14 protein-coding genes are annotated in these 16,569 nt (G+C 56.6%); 12 read left to right on the top strand and 2 right to left on the bottom strand.

The features are described 5' to 3' along the window. The first annotated feature begins 38 nt into the window (after positions 1–38). The 10 genes from HMPREF1323_RS00500 to HMPREF1323_RS00460 all read left to right on the top strand — a co-directional run bounded on the left by HMPREF1323_RS00500 (position 39) and on the right by HMPREF1323_RS00460 (position 12,367). Positions 39–698, top strand: coding sequence for a LolA family protein (locus tag HMPREF1323_RS00500; protein ID WP_198004357.1), 660 nt, complete (start codon positions 39–41; stop codon positions 696–698). Between the two features lie 30 nt (positions 699–728). Further along, the gene (locus HMPREF1323_RS00495) at positions 729–1,475 is read left to right on the top strand and encodes an MlaE family ABC transporter permease (protein WP_009432196.1); all 747 of its coding nucleotides are present in this window, start codon (positions 729–731) and stop codon (positions 1,473–1,475) included. Between the two features lie 13 nt (positions 1,476–1,488). Further along, a complete protein-coding gene (locus HMPREF1323_RS00490; RefSeq protein WP_009432193.1) occupies positions 1,489–2,220 on the top strand; it encodes an ABC transporter ATP-binding protein in 732 nt (243 codons plus the stop codon). A gap of 27 nt (positions 2,221–2,247) precedes the next feature. Continuing rightward, positions 2,248–2,916, top strand: a complete 669-nt coding sequence (locus tag HMPREF1323_RS00485) for a PASTA domain-containing protein (protein WP_009432174.1) — start codon at positions 2,248–2,250, stop codon at positions 2,914–2,916. Continuing rightward, positions 2,885–4,060 (top strand): RluA family pseudouridine synthase, encoded by a 1,176-nt coding sequence (locus tag HMPREF1323_RS00480; RefSeq protein ID WP_009432176.1) that lies wholly within the window; start codon positions 2,885–2,887, stop codon positions 4,058–4,060. The genes HMPREF1323_RS00485 and HMPREF1323_RS00480 overlap by 32 nt, the downstream gene beginning before the upstream one ends. Positions 4,061–4,981: 921 nt before the next feature. Then, a complete protein-coding gene (locus tag HMPREF1323_RS00475) occupies positions 4,982–5,656 on the top strand; it encodes a hypothetical protein (RefSeq protein WP_156795155.1) in 675 nt (224 codons plus the stop codon). A gap of 323 nt (positions 5,657–5,979) precedes the next feature. After that, complete coding sequence (locus HMPREF1323_RS00470; protein ID WP_044123818.1) at positions 5,980–6,366, top strand: acyl-CoA thioesterase; 387 nt, start codon at positions 5,980–5,982, stop codon at positions 6,364–6,366. A gap of 48 nt (positions 6,367–6,414) precedes the next feature. Continuing rightward, complete coding sequence (mutS, locus tag HMPREF1323_RS00465) at positions 6,415–9,075, top strand: DNA mismatch repair protein MutS (RefSeq protein WP_009432172.1); 2,661 nt, start codon at positions 6,415–6,417, stop codon at positions 9,073–9,075. A gap of 640 nt (positions 9,076–9,715) precedes the next feature. Continuing rightward, the gene (locus HMPREF1323_RS09295) at positions 9,716–9,844 is read left to right on the top strand and encodes a hypothetical protein (protein WP_255327146.1); all 129 of its coding nucleotides are present in this window, start codon (positions 9,716–9,718) and stop codon (positions 9,842–9,844) included. Between the two features lie 42 nt (positions 9,845–9,886). Continuing rightward, positions 9,887–12,367: a hypothetical protein gene (locus tag HMPREF1323_RS00460; RefSeq protein WP_009432175.1), complete on the top strand. Its 2,481-nt coding sequence runs from the start codon at positions 9,887–9,889 to the stop codon at positions 12,365–12,367. A gap of 108 nt (positions 12,368–12,475) precedes the next feature. Here HMPREF1323_RS00460 and HMPREF1323_RS00455 read toward each other — a convergent pair whose 3' ends face one another. Continuing rightward, positions 12,476–13,819 carry an FAD-dependent oxidoreductase gene (locus HMPREF1323_RS00455; protein WP_009432181.1) on the bottom strand — a complete coding sequence of 448 codons (1,344 nt, stop codon included), beginning with the start codon at positions 13,817–13,819 and terminating at the stop codon, positions 12,476–12,478. A 580-nt stretch (positions 13,820–14,399) separates the two neighbouring features. On the opposite strand from HMPREF1323_RS00455, the gene rpsO reads away from it, so the two are divergent. Next, on the top strand, positions 14,400–14,669 hold the full coding sequence (rpsO, locus tag HMPREF1323_RS00450) for a 30S ribosomal protein S15 (protein ID WP_009432203.1): 270 nt from the start codon (positions 14,400–14,402) through the stop codon (positions 14,667–14,669). A 137-nt stretch (positions 14,670–14,806) separates the two neighbouring features. Here rpsO and HMPREF1323_RS00445 read toward each other — a convergent pair whose 3' ends face one another. Further along, on the bottom strand, positions 14,807–15,679 hold the full coding sequence (locus tag HMPREF1323_RS00445) for an NAD(+)/NADH kinase (RefSeq protein WP_009432182.1): 873 nt from the start codon (positions 15,677–15,679) through the stop codon (positions 14,807–14,809). Between the two features lie 105 nt (positions 15,680–15,784). On the opposite strand from HMPREF1323_RS00445, the gene HMPREF1323_RS00440 reads away from it, so the two are divergent. Then, positions 15,785–16,504, top strand: coding sequence for a pyridoxine 5'-phosphate synthase (locus tag HMPREF1323_RS00440; RefSeq protein ID WP_009432199.1), 720 nt, complete (start codon positions 15,785–15,787; stop codon positions 16,502–16,504). Positions 16,505–16,569 lie beyond the last annotated feature (65 nt).

The following is a 16,569-nucleotide window of genomic DNA, read 5'->3' as shown; positions in this document are numbered from 1 at the left end:
GCCGTTTTATCATTACTTTATAACTTTGAGCTATGATTATGCGACGTATCATCATGACGCTGAGTGCCGCTGCCCTGCTCTGCACGGGAGCCATAGCACAGCGCAAGGCTACCCCCGCAGCCCCGACTTCTTCCGTCACTCCACAGAGCCTACTTGAGCGTGCTGAGGCCAGCCTCTACCGCACAGGTACTACCGTGGTAGACTTCTCCACGCAGCTCCAGGACAAGGCTGGACGCAGCACTGGATCAACGACGGGTAAGATGCACCTCCAGGGTGATGCCTTCCGCCTCGAGTACGGGACGATCACAGCGGTCTACACCGCTGGGACGCTCACCTACTACGATAGCGCCGAGCATACCCTCACCATATCGAAGCCCTCGCAGGACGAGCTCCTGCAGATCAACCCGCTCTACTTCCTTCGATCCCGCGCTCAGGGCTTTGCAAGCCAGCTCGAGGGGAAGGTCGGTGCTACTGCTGTCGTGGCCTTCACCCCACAGCAGAAGAGCAATATCTCCCGTGTCGTAACGACCTTCCAGACAAGCAATGGGATCCCCACGCAACTGGTCTTCACGGCTAAGGACAAGAGCGTCTTGACCGCCCGTGTCGCGAAGGTCAGCCCTCGCACAGCCTATGCCGCGAGCTTCTTCACCCTCTCGGCGAAGAGCTACCCAGGCTGCGAAGTCGTCGACCTCCGCTAAGTAAGCCCACGCCCTCCAAGTAGATACTAAATGGAATTTAAGACCCTCGCCGAGGTAGGCGAGTATACGCAGCTTATGGGACGCGTCTTCACGCTGCCTATGCGCTGGCGGATGTTCTTCCGCTCCGTCATCCGAGAGATGTACAGTCTCGGGGTCGGCTCTCTCTGGATCGTATTCATCATCTCGCTCTTCATCGGTGCAGTGATCACGATCCAGCTGTCGATCAATATGACGAACCCCCTTATCCCACGCTTCACCATCGGCTACTCCACGCGTGAGATCATGATCCTTGAGTTCTCCTCGACGGTCATGTGCCTCATCTTATCGGGTAAAGTCGGCTCGAGCGTCGCCTCAGAGCTCGGTACGATGCGCGTCACCGAGCAGATCGACGCGATGGAGATCATGGGGGTCAACTCTGCGAACTTCCTTATCCTGCCCAAGATCGTAGGCTTCATGGCCTTCATCCCCGTGCTCTCGGTCTTCTCCATGGTCACGGGTATCGTCGGGGGATATATCGCCTGTGACCTGGCGCTCTCGATGACGCACAAGGACTTTGTCTACGGGCTCCAGCTTTTCTTCACGCCCTCCTACGTCGGCTACTCGATCATCAAGTCGGTGGTCTATGCCTTCATCATCTCCTCGGTAGCCTCCTACTACGGCTACTGCGTGAAGGGCGGGGCACTGCAGGTAGGCGCCTCAAGTACGCGCGCCGTCGTCAATAGCAGCGTCCTCATCCTCTTCTGGGACCTCCTGCTCACCAACATCCTCCTCACCTAAGCTCTCCCGCACTATGATACAAGTCAAGTCGCTCGCTAAGCGCTTCGAGGACAAGGAGGTCATCAAGGGTATCGACGCCACCTTCGAGACAGGGAAGACGAACCTAGTCATCGGCCGAAGCGGTGCTGGTAAGTCCGTCTTCGTGAAGTGTATGATCGGGCTCATCCGTCCCGACCAGGGCGAAGTCCTCTATGACGGCCGTGACCTCATCAAGATGACCAAGCCCGAGCTGCTGCGTCTGCGTCGTGAGATGGGGATGCTCTTCCAGGGCTCAGCCCTCTTCGACAGTATGACGGTCGTGGAGAATGTCCTCTTCCCTATGGAGATGTTCTCCTCAGACAGCTACGACAAGTCCTACCGCCGTGCGATGGAGCTACTGGAGCGTGTCGGTCTGGCCGAAGCCGCAAAGAAGTATCCCGCCGAGATCAGTGGTGGGATGATGAAGCGTACCGCCATCGCCCGCGCTCTGGCACTCAATCCAAAATATCTCTTCTGCGACGAGCCGAACTCCGGTCTTGACCCCAAGACCTCTACGGTCATCGACCAGCTCATCTACGAGCTCACGCAAGAGTATAATATCACGACCATCGTCAATACGCACGACATGAACTCCGTGCGTGCTATCGGCGATAAGATCATATACATCCACAACGGACTAAAGGAATGGGAAGGAAGTAGTGCCCTACTCTCCTCACCAGATGTGCCCGAGGGCGTCCTTCAGTTCATCAACGCAGGTCGCGTATAGCCTGCCCACTCCACTTCTGACCAGCATATGTCTCTCCTCAAGAAAGATTCGCTCCTGACGCACGTCCTACTCGCTGTAGGCGCCTCCGTCCTACTCGTCGTCCTACTCACCTACGGCCTCGACATCTACACCCGCCACGGGGATACGGTCAAGGTACCCGACCTGCGTGGTAAGACGCTCGCCGAGATGCAGCGCATCCTCGATGATGCAGGGCTAAAGTACGAGATCAACGACTCGACGTTCTCCCGCACCGCTATCCCTGGTACCGTCCGCGAGGTCATCCCCGCACCTGGTAGCGAGGTCAAGCTCGGCCGCATCCTCTTCATCGCTATCAATGGCTTCCACCAGCGTCGCCAGACGATCCCCACCTACAAGGATCAGTCGGCCCGTCAGATCCTTGCCCTGCTGAAGGGGCTGGGCTTTGAGTCCGTCGACCAGCGCGTCGTGCCTGGTGGCTACGTCGGCTCTGTCGTGGGCCTGCAGACAGCTGATGGCAAGGTCGTAGAGGCCGGTACGCAGCTGCCTATCGATACGAAGCTCGTCCTCCTCGTAGCAGGTCAGGTCATCGATACGCTGGGTCTCGACCGCTATATCGAGGGATATAGCAGCAGCCAAGGTGACAGCACCGTTCTACGGACGGCACCAGCCACACCCGAGAAGAAGGATGACGGAGGCATCAGCAATGACTGGTGGTAATCCACTGACTGACGAGGAGCTACTCCTCGATAGCGAAGCCTGGGAAGGCGACGAAGATCTCTTTCTCCCTGATGGCACCGCCGAGGTCGAGCGCCTCGATGCCGCTGCCGTCTCCTATCTCCAGCATGCCGATAGCTCACCGCTCTATGAGCACTTCCGTGTCGTAGCTGACAAAGGGCAGGCGCCTATGCGCATCGACAAGTATCTGGCTACTCGCATGACGGGTAGCAGTCGTAGTCGCATCCAGCAGGCGCTCGATGGGGGCTATGTCTTTGTCGGCGACAAGCCCGTCAAGAGCAACTACCGCATCAAGCCCCTCGACGTCGTCACCCTCCAGCTACGCCGTCCCAAGCATGAGCTCGAGATCATCCCCGAGCCCATACCGCTGGATGTCGTCTACGAAGATGAGGTGCTGATGGTGGTCAACAAGCCTGCGGGGCTCGTCGTCCATCCAGGGCACGGCAACTATACTGGCACGCTGGTCAATGCACTCGCGTACTACCTGCAGGATGATCCCCTCTATGATCCCGCCGACCCCAACGTCGGTCTCGTCCATCGTATTGACAAGGACACGAGCGGCCTGCTCGTCATCGCCAAGCGTCCAGAAGCGAAGGCGCATCTGGCACGTCAGTTCTTCAACAAGACGACCCGCCGCACCTACCGCGCCCTCGTCTGGGGCAGACTGAAGGAAGCCGAAGGCACGATCATCGGCAACATCGGCCGTGATGAGCGTGACCGCCTGCAGATGGCTGTCTATCCCGAGGGCTCTCCTAAGGGTAAGCACGCCGTCACCCACTACACCCTCCTCGAGGAGCTGGCCTACGTCAGCTGGGTCGAATGCCGACTCGAGACGGGACGCACGCACCAGATCCGCGCCCACATGCGCCACATCGGTCACCCACTCTTCGCTGATGCACGCTATGGCGGCGACAAGATCCTTTGGGGCAACCAATTCTCCCGCTACAAGCAGTTCGTCCAAAACTGCCTCACGCTCTGCCCCCGTCAGGCACTCCACGCGAAGACGCTGGGTTTCGTTCACCCCGTGACGGGCGAAGAGATGCTCTTCGACAGCGAGCTCCCCAGCGACCTCCAGCAACTTTTGGAGCGCTGGCGCACCTACGCAGCGCAGGTTGATAACGAATAAGCATAGGGGAAGGCCTCCCCGACATAAGTCCCATACCGATAGGGCGGCACGCATACATGATGCGTGCCGCCCTATTTTACTTTAGGAGGAGTGAAGAAGCGATCTCGTGAGCGGGGTAATACCGACCTATATTGGTTCGTACCGCTGACCAATAGAGACTGTTGCGGCAGAGTCCTGCCCTCTATTGAGAGCGCTAAGGCATCGTACGCCCAGCCCCACGATATGCCTCTCGGAAGTGATACAGAAGCCCTTCGCCTTATCGCGAGTATTCCTCTTATCCAGCGGAGGGAAAAGCATCATTCTCGTGAAGAAAAAAGCACCTTCCCGTAGTGGTTTTCCTTTGTCTATGCACGTAGTCTTAAAGACCAGGCACGTAAATCCAAATATCAACGCACGTAGATATTAGAGCCACGTATGTAGTCCAAACTTATCTGCCACTCGTCCGCAACTTTTATCCCTACGCGGAGCGACAAACTAATAGAGGTCCACTTCACAAAGCTATATAGGAATCAGTCCAAAGCTATATAGCTTTCTTCGCCATCCTATATAGCTCTACCCATGCACCCATATACCTATATATGGGGCCATTGCGCAAGACCACTTCTTCATTACTCGTACCTTCTTCCCTCGCAAATCGGAGGCTTTAGGCTGAGAAGTTCGAAGGAGGAAAGTGCAAGCTGTGAAGAGATGACCTCGCGCAATGGTCTCCAATAGTGGTTTGCACTTCGAAGGAATAGTGGTTCGCACCTTCCCCTCTATAGGTACGGTATCCACAGGGCTTATAAGGTGCCTCCGTCTCGTGTGTATCTTCACTAAATAATTTATTGATACCTTCGCATCGTAGGTACAAAGGACCAACCACTTAGGCCCACGAGAGAGCCTACTCTATGTAGTCATCATCCAACGCAACTCATCTAAGTTATGACAACAAAAATGGTATTCTGTTCTCTCTGCCTTCTCCTGCTCGGTGCTACCTCCTGCACCAAGGATCAAGACATAGAGTCCACAGCCGATCCCTCTCCTTCGACCGCAGTAAAGGTACAGGAAGCCGAGGAACCAGGCGCCACCCACATCCCAAGCTCCCAGCTCCTCTCACTCCGCACGAGCTACAGCCCACACCAAGCCAAGGGCCTCCCCCTTGACTCCCATTCCGCCCGCACAGAGGCACTCACCACGCTCTCCGACCAGCTTCTCCGCAGCCTCCCCTCATTCGCCAACCCCAAGCAAGGTAAATTTGCCGCCATCGTCATCAGCGATGACAAGGACCGTCAGGAGATTCGGATCGAAGAGGTCACAGTCTATGATCCCGAAAAGATCGGACTACTTAACCTCCTCTTCGCTATCGCACTGATGCCTAAGTCCGATTCTGACGAGCTTGACACAGCCCAGTCTACTGAGGCTGGGGCTCCGAGTAAGATGCTTTTCTCCTGCGACGGAGGGGCAAAGGATGGTAGCTCTGTCAAGGTAAACTTCCCCAAGAACGACGGGGATCTGATGGAGGCTAGCAAGAAGATCGCGAGCTTCATCAGCGAATGTATGGAGGGTGCAGGCCACGACCATGTAAGCAAGACCACGCTCTTCTATATGCCGCTCTAAAGTCCATCCTCGCTCTCCCGAGGAAAGTCCAGCTAAGCGAAGCGAGCACTGTGCAGGCAATAGACCGCACAGTGCTCGCTTCGCTATTGGCGATCAGAGGGGATGCGTAGCTTCCTGCTAAAGAGCTCTACGCTTGTGGCTCGATAGGCAGGCACTCACACTTTTGCCGTACCTTTGCAGGCGTGTGGCACCGCATTCATTCGTACAATATTATAGGGTAAGGAAGGGCCCGCCACAGACCTTCGGCACCCCATACCGCCCCAGCCTACGGGGAGGACAAACTAATCAAGACTACTCCATTGGAATATCTATTCACCCTCGAGATGAAGGTGCGCGACTACGAGTGCGACCTACAGGGCGTCGTCAACAACGCCAACTACCAGCACTACATGGAGCATACGCGACATGAGTTCCTCGAGAGCCTGGGCGTGAACTTCGGCAAGATGCACGAAGATGGCCTGGATGCCTTCGTCACCAAAGTATCTATCTCCTATAAGAAGAGCCTGCGCAGTGGCGACCACTTCCGCTCGGCACTCCGCTGTGCTATGCGTGCGCCCAAGCTCGTCTTCTATCAGGATATCCTGCACCTCGACGGGAGCCTCGCTGCACGCGGTGAGGTCGAGTGCGTCGTCGTCGACAACGGGCGCCTGACCCGTGGGGAGTTCTTCGCTGACCTCCTCCGTGACGTCCTGCCCAAAGACGCCCAGTAATCCCTCCTCTCCCCTATCCCCCTCAGAGTAAAGCCCCACAAGCACACTATGGCAAAGAAGATCGCAGAGACCCCGATGATGAAGCAGTACATGGAGTTCAAGGCTAAGCACCCCGATGCTATCCTGCTCTTCCGTGTCGGTGACTTCTACGAGACCTTCAGCGACGACGCCATAGCTGCCGCCGAGATCCTCGGCATCACGCTCACCAAGCGTGCCAACGGCTCTGCGATGCACGTAGAGCTGGCGGGCTTCCCCCACCATGCCCTTGACACCTACCTACCGAAGCTCGTTCGCGCGGGGCGTCGCGTGGCTATCTGTGACCAGCTCGAGGATCCCAAGCTGACGAAAAAGCTCGTCAAGCGTGGCATCACGGAGCTCGTCACCCCAGGGGTCGTACTCGGCGACAACGTCCTCAGAAGCAAGGAGAACAACTATCTGGCTGCCGTCTGGCTCTCCAGCGACGGTGCCATGGGGAGCATCTCCCTGCTGGACATCTCGACGGGCGAATTCGTCGTCTCCGAAGGCACCCCCGAGCACCTCGAGAAGCTCCTCAGCTCCTACCAGCCCAAGGAGGTACTCGTTGAGCGCACGAGCCGCAGCCTCTTTGACAAGGTCATTGGCTATCGAGGCTTCATCTTTGAGGTCGAGGACTGGAGCTTTGCTGTGGAGAACAACCGTCGCAAGCTCACCGCCCACTTCGGTGTGCAGAGTCTCAAGGGCTTCGGCCTCGAGCAGCGCCCCGCCTCTATCGCAGCGGCTGGGGCTATCCTCAATTACCTCGAGCTGACGAGCCACCACGAGATCGGGCACATCACCACCCTTCGGAGCATCGACCGCCTGAGCTACATGCGTCTCGATAGCTTCACCTTCCGCAGTCTGGAGATCCTCTCTCCGATGAACCGCGAGGAGGGCAAGAGCCTCCTCGATATCATCGACCACACCCAGACAGCTATGGGTGGACGCCTGCTCCGTCACTGGCTTTCCTTCCCCCTCATTGACCTCACCGAGATCCACCGCCGCCAGTCGGTCGTGACGGATCTCGTACGTACGGCTGACCTGCGTCGCACGACCAGTGAGCTCCTCATCGGCATCGGGGACCTCGAGCGTATGGCATCGAAGGCCGTCGTCGGGCGTATCTCCCCTCGTGAGGTACGCCAGCTGGCCACCTCCCTCGGCCAAGTGGAGCAGATCGGCTCACTCCTCGCCTCCAGCGACTCAGCCGAGCTACAGAAGATAGCCGGTCGTCTGCAGCCTATGGGCGAGCTCATCTCCGACATCGAGCATACGCTGACCGAAGAGCCACCCGCCGCTCTCGGTCGTGGCATCACCATCGCCCCAGGAGTGAATAGCGAGCTGGATGAGCTCCGTCGCCTCTCCTCCCACGGCAAGGAATACCTCCTGGAGCTCCAGCGTCGCGAGAGTGAGCGCACCGGCATTCCCTCCCTCAAGGTCTCCTATAATAATGTCTTCGGCTACTACATCGAGGTGCGCTCCACCCACAATGATAAGGTACCCGAAGACTGGACACGCAAGCAGACGCTCGCCAACGCCGAGCGCTACATCTTCCCCGAGCTCAAGGAGTACGAGGAGAAGATCCTCGGCGCCGAAGAGCGTATCGCCAGCCTCGAAGGGCGTCTCTATAGCGAACTCCTTGTACGCCTCTCGCGCTTCGTCCGCCCACTGCAGCAGGATGCCCGCGTCATCGCTGAGCTGGACTGCCTCAGTTCGCTCGCCGAAGTGGCCGTCACGGAGCGCTACGCCTGCCCCGTCGTCGATGATGGCTTCGTCATCGATATCCGTGCTGGGCGCCACCCCGTCATCGAGAAGCAGCTCCCCTTCGGGCAGAGCTACGTACCGAATGACGTGCACCTTGACAATGAGGAGACGCAGATCATGGTCATCACTGGGCCGAACATGAGCGGTAAGTCCGCCCTCCTTCGTCAGACCGCCCTCATCGTGCTCTTAGCGCAGATCGGCTCCTTCGTCCCTGCCGAAGCCGCCCACCTCGGGCTCACCGACGGCATCTTCACCCGTGTCGGAGCCTCGGACAATATCTCCCGTGGCGAATCGACCTTCATGGTCGAGATGCAGGAAGCCTCCAGCATCCTCAACGCCCTCACGCCCCGCTCCCTCGTCCTCTTCGACGAGCTGGGCCGTGGTACCAGCACCTACGATGGCATCTCCATCGCTTGGGCCATCATCGAGTACCTACACGACAATCCCCACGGGCGCCCCAAGACCCTCTTCGCTACGCACTACCACGAGCTCAATGACCTCGAGGGTCGTCTCGAGCGCGTGAAGAACTACAACGTCTCCGCCCGCGAGATCGACGGGCGTATGCTCTTCCTTCGCAAGCTCGTCCGCGGGGGGAGCGAGCACAGCTTCGGTATCCAAGTCGCACGCCTCGGCGGTATGCCACGTAGCATCACCGACCGTGCCACTGACATCCTCGGCCAGCTCGAGTCCGCTCACATCCACGAAGTCACGGGCCTCAGCACCGAGGTCAACGTCAGCCGAGCTGCTACACCCAGCGTCACAGAGCCCAACAGCAATATCACGGGTGGCGTGCAGATGAGCTTCTTCCAGCTTGACGACCCCGTACTCTCCGATATCCGCGAGCGCCTGCTGATGGTAGACATCAACAGCCTCACGCCGCTGGAAGCCCTGAATAAGCTCAGCGAGATCCAGCGCCTGCTGAAGACTCCTTAGTGATTTTTACCCGATCATAATCCGTACATATAATAGAAAGCGCCTTGTCTATGGGAGTTTCCCCCTCCAAGACAAGGCGCTTTCTTTACATATACAGATATAAATCAGTCACGAAGTAAAAGTAAATTAGAGAGTGTGTACTATCTACATACCCTCATACGTTCATACGGTAAGAGTGGGTCACCCCACGCCATATCCTTCGGACAGCATTGATCACATTTCCGTATGGACAAAAGCCCTACTTGTTAGAGCGAGCAGATATCACTCACACCAAATCCCCCTTACATGCGTAGCCGCCTTGTGCGGTAGCCCTTCCTATGCTTGAGCTTGGTAGCGCCTTGTAGTAGCGCTCCTAAGTCCCTGCGAGCAAGGAAAACATTCACCACACGCGCATTCAGACCTCTCCCTAGGTCTAATTCTCCAGCACGGGCACTGAGAGCCCATCTACAGCCGTGCACCCTTCACTCTCCACCTTACTTTTCCGGTAGCTCACGAGCCCCCATTGCGCCTCCCTAAGCCCAACTCTTTAGCTGGACGGCGTAGCACGTAGAGCGCCCTCTCATCATACACAGCCCACTGACGACAGGATCATCAGTGGCGTGCGATAGCACTTTATCTTCTTTCAACTTAACTTTTCACGATGACCTATTTGACAGATTACCTCGCCCCTAAGGCCGAGTTCTTCGAGATCGAAGCGACAGTAGATCTCCTCTTACAATTCTCAGGAGACGCTGACTTTGAAGACTTTGAAGAAGGAGAAGACCTTTAAGTTCATCCAGATATCACCTACATTGTTTTTAGTTACCCACCCATGAATCGTATTTTTCGCTCAGGACTCTTCCTTGCCACTCTGTCTATTATAGCAAGCTCCTGCAGTAAGAACAGTGACGCCCCCATTGATCCCGATCATGAGGGCCCACACATAGAAGCTCCCGTCTCCGTCGCACTCAAGAGCTCACTCCTCCCCTACGACGCTAAGCTGCTGGAAGACCCCCAGCCATCGGGCCGTGCCCTGGACTGGGATCCCCGCAACTCGGAGGTGACCTATAGCATCCAAGGCTCCTCCAAGGATATCCTCGATGATAACGGCCAGGGGACAGGCAACAAGAGTAAGATTGCCAAGTACAACAAGACCCTCACCGTAACGAACCACCCCTCCCGCGATCTCCTGATGATCTACAAGGTAGAGGCTCCTGGTAAGCAGACGCAGTTCACCTACGAGAAGGCTAGCTGGAACTACAACACGCGCAAGCGAGCCTATGAGCTGGTCGCCACGTTCAACATCAACATGCCCGTAGGCATCAGCGAAGAGGACATCAAGAATAATCAGGCTTCACTCTCAGTGCTCATCATCGCTGGGGGTAATGACTTCGACCCCCAAACCAAGCACCTGAAGGTAGGCTTCGCCAAGGCTGCTTCGACCGACGTCACGAAGACACGTCAGACCGTCGGAGCTGGTGGCATCGCTAACGAGGTAGACCTCCCTGTCCCCTACGCATCTGGCTGGGTTCCCTTGAGCTACAACCGCACGGAGAACTCTCAGCGCGTCTTCGTCCCCAGCGGTGTCATTCCCCTCAAGCCTCAGGGTGTCCTGCTGACGACGACCATCCGCAATAACAGCGAGAAGGACATGCAGTACAGCGGATTCACTCTCCGCTCGAATGCCCTGCAGTTCGACGGTGAGATCGACCTCTCCCAGTCCACTCTCCGTCGCTCCGATGGTATGACCCCCTCGGGCTTCAGCGTCCAAGACTACTTCATCAACACGGGAAACAAGTGGGTCTCCAACGCTATGTGTAGCAACGACTATACCCCCTTCTATGAGACGAGCTACATCTATGACGGCGACCGCCTCTGTAAGAAGGGTGGTGCACTCTCCGAGGACGTCATCGTGACTTGGGCTATGCCTGTCAAGGGGATTGAGACGGCGACTGACTACACTCAGCACGTCGGGAACACCTACCGCCCTGCTATGGGCTATGCTCAGACGCACGTCTACGCTGAAGGCGTGAAGACCAGCACGGGCGAAGAAGTAACGGCTCCCAACTACATCATCGCCCCTGTCATGGGAACCGACAAGGCGCTCAAGCTCGGGAAGGCCTACACGGTCAACGCCGAGTTCTATACGCAGCCTAAGCAGACTCTGGGCTATGTACTCAAGGAATACTTCGGTGCCAACTCCACAAGATGGGTCGCTGACAACTCGAAGAACCTGGATATCCCACTCATATCCAATAAGACAATCACGAACTACGGCTTCCAGAATGGACTCGCAACCAGCGCTAAGGGCTTCGTGAAGGTTCTAACACAGCCTTGGATGGAGCTACTGAGCCTCTATACACCCATGGAGTTCATCGACAACACGGATAACGATCGCTTCACCCATGACCCCAAGAATAAGGAGGTTCGCTATCGTGTGCTTGAGTTCGAACTCCCCTATGCGACGACGAATGATGAACCCACGACCTTCGGCTACCGCAACTTCGTCACGACCGATGCTATCGACTGGTGCAATACGGACCAGGGTGAAGGCCTCTCCTACGCCTACCGCTTGACCTACCGCGAGCCCAACTCCTTCGGCAACTCTAAGCGTAGCCCCTATCAGTGCCTCATGCGCTTCACGGCACGTCCTAACAAGGGTATTTCTGGCTCTGACACTCAGAAGAATCGCTACATCAAGTACATCGATATCGAGTCCGTCTATCTCGGGAAGTACTTCGTCGGCAACCTCTACGACACGCCTATCCCTACGGGTAAGAAGGAAGGCAGCAATCACCTCCTCCGTGCAGCGGTTGATAACGAGCTCTGGGATGGCACGAAGTATCCCAGCTTCCAGCAGGGTTACATCACCCGTACGCTGGCCTCAGCAGGTCTGTACAAGGATATCAAGCCTGAGGATGGAGCTGAGCTTGATGACCGCGCGCGTCGTAGCACCTTCGACGTCGACCGCCTCAACTTCCACTGGGGTATGACCACGGAGAAGGAGAACTACATCACCGACCTGCTCACCAAGGAAGTTAGCACCAACGTACGCGACAATGCGAAACTCGTAGATAAGTTCAACAAGACCTCTGACCTCTTCTTCCGCCGTGGCTTCGCTTATGGTGCTCTCAACGGCGACATCTTTACCTATGGTAAGGGTATCACAGGGCAGCCTGCACCAGGTGGTGCCATCTACGACTTCACGCAGAAGGCATGGAACCTCACCTACCAGGCACTACGCCTCTTCTCTACCACCTATCAAGGTGCAGGGAATACGCCTCGTCACCAGACGACGAATGACCCGAACTAACGGGTATCAGTCGCCACACTGACACAAGAAAGGCTTCGCCCCAGATTCGTCTCGACGAGATGGATCTGGGGCGAAGCCTTTTGTATGCGGTAAAGAGAGCGAAGCTCTTTAGTTAGGAGCGAAGAGATCGTTCAGCGCCTCTGCGATCGTGGGATGCGTGAATATCTGTGTGCGCAGAGCTTCCGCTGGGATCTGATGATCCATCGCCAGCTTCAGCAGGTTGATCAGCTCATGTGCCTCGGGACAGAAGAGCGTAGCACCGAGGATGAGGCCCGTCTCGGTATCGACGATAGCCTTCAGCAAGCCGTGCGTCTCGCCAAGGACCTTCGCCTTGGGGATAGCTACGGTCTGCAGTCGCTTGACTTCATAGGGGCGACCCGAAGCGGCTGCCATAGTCTCCGTCATCCCGACCTGTGCCAGCGCAGGCGTAGTGAAGACGCTGGTAGGCAGTAGCAGGCGGTCCTCCGTTGTCCGCTTCCCTTCGCCTAAGATCTGATCTCGGACGATGCGGTAATCATCCAACGAGACATAGGTGAACTGCGGACTGCCCACCACATCGCCCATCGCCCAGATATTTGGAGCGGCACGTAGATACTCATCCGTCTGGATGAAGCCACGAGGTGTCAGCTGGACTCCAGCGGCCTCAAGATGTAGCGCCTCTACGTTGGGACGACGGCCAATAGCCACCAGGACAGCCTCTGCCGCATACTCACCCTGCGACGTCACTACGGTGACGGCCTCTTCTCCTGGGACAAAGCGCTTCGTATCAGCTTGGAGGACGACCTTGACACCTCGGTCGGCGAGCATCGCCAGCATTGCCTCGGCGACGTCGCGATCTTCACGAGCGAGGAAAGTATCCCCCTGCTCAAGGATCGTCACCTCAGTCCCAAAGGCAGCATACATACAGGCGAACTCCAGCGAGATATAGCCACCACCTACGATGACCAGCCGTGCGGGGAGCGAGTCGAGCTGCAGGAGCCCCGTGCTATCATAGATACGCTTATCGTCAGCGCCCTCAAGAGCCAAGGTCGCTGGGCGTGCTCCGGTATTGATATAGATACGCTCGGCCTCGATCTGACAAGCACCGTCCTCTGTAGACACTTCAACTACATTCGGAGAGAGGAAGCGCGCCGTACCCGTCAAGACCTCTACGCCAGGGATCGTAGCCAGCTTATTATAGTTGGCAGCTCTGAGGGCAGTGGTCAGCTGCTCACGGCGCTGCATCGCAGCCTGGAAGGCAGCAGACTTATCCGTAAGGCGAGCACTCTTCTCACCCTCGACAAGCAGAAGCTTGGAGGGGATACAGCCAATGTTGATACAAGTACCGCCATACATCGCAGCGCTTTGCTCTACGAGGATCACGGACTCACCGTGCTTCGCCAGGTCAGCTGCCAAGGTCTTGCCAGCCTTCCCGAAGCCGATGATCAGATGGGAGATGGATCGTGTTGTCATCTTCTAATGAGTTTATAAGTTGTTTGCTATACAACACTTCGGGATAGCAAATGGCTCATTTACGATGCGGTATAGAGTAGCGCACGCCCAGCTCTCCGATATACCTCTCCGAAGTGACCGGGCAAGCCCTTCGCTTTATCGCGCGTATTCCTCTTATCCAGCGGAGGGAAAAGTGTCCTTCTCGTGAATAAAAAAGCGCCTTCACGAGTGGTTTTCCTCTGTCTATGCACGTAGTCTTAAAGACCAAGCACGTCAATCCAAATATCCACGTACGTAGATATTAGAGCCACGTACGTAGCCCAAACTTATCTGCCACTCGTCCACAACTTTTATCCCTATGCGGAGCAATAACTCTAATATAGGTCACTTCACAAAGCTGTATAGCTTTCTTCGCCATCCTATATAGCTCTACCCGCGCACCCATACATCTATTATGAGACCATTCGGAGAGTTTATTGTACCTTTGCACCACGATCCGTGCGTCGTCTGACTGCTTCCGCACTCTGTGGTAAGCCCACAGGACGAAGAAGACGAGCTGACGACGGCGGTATTTTGTTTCACTATTTCCTCAAGTACAAGTATGTATTTAGATTCAGCTAAGAAGGCCGAGCTCTTCGAAAAGTATGGTAAGTCCGCTACGGACACGGGTAGCCCTGAAAGCCAGATTGCCCTCTTCACCTTCCGCATCGCCCACCTGACGGGTCACCTGCAGCAGAACAAGAAGGACTACAGCACTCAGCGCGCACTCAAGATGATCATCGGTAAGCGTCGTCGCATGCTCGACTACCTTCAGAAGATCGACATCGAGCGTTACCGTGCTATCATCAAGGAACTCGGTATCCGTCGCTAAGTGAAGACCTCGCTCCCTCGTGGAGCGAATCCCCTTCGAAAAGAAAAGCTCCGCCCCAGACCAGTCTCTACGACAGGGTCTGGGGCGGAGTCTTTATTTATCAATGAGGGCGAGAGCCTCTTGCTACTGCGAGGGACTTACTCTCGTACGGGGGCTGCCCAGAGGAGCTTCTTGCGGAGCGTGTCGGTGAAGGAGTAGGAGTCGAGATGCAGGAGGCAAAGGCTATTGACCGACTTACGGATGGTGATCTTCGCACCACAAGGCAGGATCTTTGTCTGCCCATCCAGCACGATGAGGAAGGTATTGTTGCGCGCCGAGACCGTAAGCTCAATCGTCTCATCCTCGGGGATGACCAAGGGGCGCATCGTCAGCGAGTGAGGTGCAATAGGCGTGATGAGCATCGCCCGAACCTGTGGCATCATCAGCGGCCCATAAGCACTGAGCGAATAGGCCGTAGATCCCGAAGGCGTGGAGATCACAAGCCCGTCACACTCGTAGCTGGCGAGCTCCGTATCAGCGAGGCGTGCGTACAGGGTGATCATCGAGCCCGTCTCACGCTTGAGGAGCGCCACATCATTGAGCGCCTCACCATAGTGCGCACCATCGACCTCCACCGAGAGAAGCATACGGTGCTCCGTCGTATACGTACCATCAAAGAGCCGAGACAAGAGGGGGAGCGCCTCCTGGACACTGCGATCCGTGAGGAAGCCCAGTCGCCCCATATTGAGTCCCAAGACGGGAGTCCCTTCGGCAAAGACCCTACGAGCGGCACGCAGCAGCGTACCATCTCCCCCCAGACTGATGACGAAGTCCATATCCAGCGGGGTATAGTCTGCTGGTATATAACCCGCTATCGTGGGGTGCAGATCGAAGTCAGAGGCCAGCGTGCGGTGGAAGCTACGGTCACACCACAAGCTCACATCAGGCCTATCAAGAAGGTGAAGGAGCTCGGCAAGATGAGCGGCATGAGCCGCAAGGTGTGAGGAGGCGATGAGCGCTATCTTATACATAGGGGTGGCTGAAGAAGCGTTAAGTTATTGTAGGTAGGTCAAATAAACTTAACTTTGTATTTCGGGGCTCTTCGCCCTGTCTACAAATGTATAAAAGTTCGACGTATGACTCAACTAAGCGTCAATGTAAATAAGATAGCTACCCTGCGCAATGCTCGTGGCGGCAACGTCCCCGACCTCATCAAGGTCGCGCTGGACTGCGAGCGCTTTGGAGCACAGGGTATCACCGTCCACCCACGCCCTGACGAGCGCCATATCCGCTATCAGGATGTGCGTGACCTCAAGCGAGTGGTCACCACTGAGTTCAACATCGAGGGGAACCCCATCCCCTCCTTCATGGATCTCGTCGAAGAGGTACGCCCCCATCAGGTGACCTTAGTGCCCGACGCCCCCGATGCTCTGACGAGTAATGCGGGCTGGGATGTAGCTCGTCACCGTGACTTCCTCACCGAGATCCTCGGTCAGCTCCATGCTTGGGGCATCCGCACCTCAATCTTCGTCGGGACGGATCTCAAGAACCTTGATGCAGCTGCAGCCCTTGGCACCGACCGCGTCGAGCTCTACACCGAGCCCTACGCTTCGGACTATCCTGCAGATCGCGCCAAGGCTGTAGCTCCCTTCGTCCAGGCTGCTGAGCACGCTCGCTCCCTCGGGCTGGCGCTCAATGCAGGGCACGACCTCAGTCTGGAGAATCTCCGCTTCTTCTCTGAGTCTATCCCCTTCCTCTCCGAGGTCTCCATCGGGCATGCACTCATTTCTGATGCCCTCTACCTCGGCCTCGAGGAGACCATCCGCCGCTACCGCGCTTGTCTCGCAGGTAAGTAGCACCGTCCCATAAGCAACCATCCTTTCACATTTATATTGACTACAATTCACGTGGATACAACCGC

The organism is Porphyromonas sp. oral taxon 279 str. F0450 (assembly GCF_000292995.1).
GTDB lineage: Bacteria > Bacteroidota > Bacteroidia > Bacteroidales > Porphyromonadaceae > Porphyromonas > Porphyromonas pasteri.
Note: the sequence above shows the minus strand (reverse complement) of the source record. Positions and strands in the feature narration are given on the sequence as shown.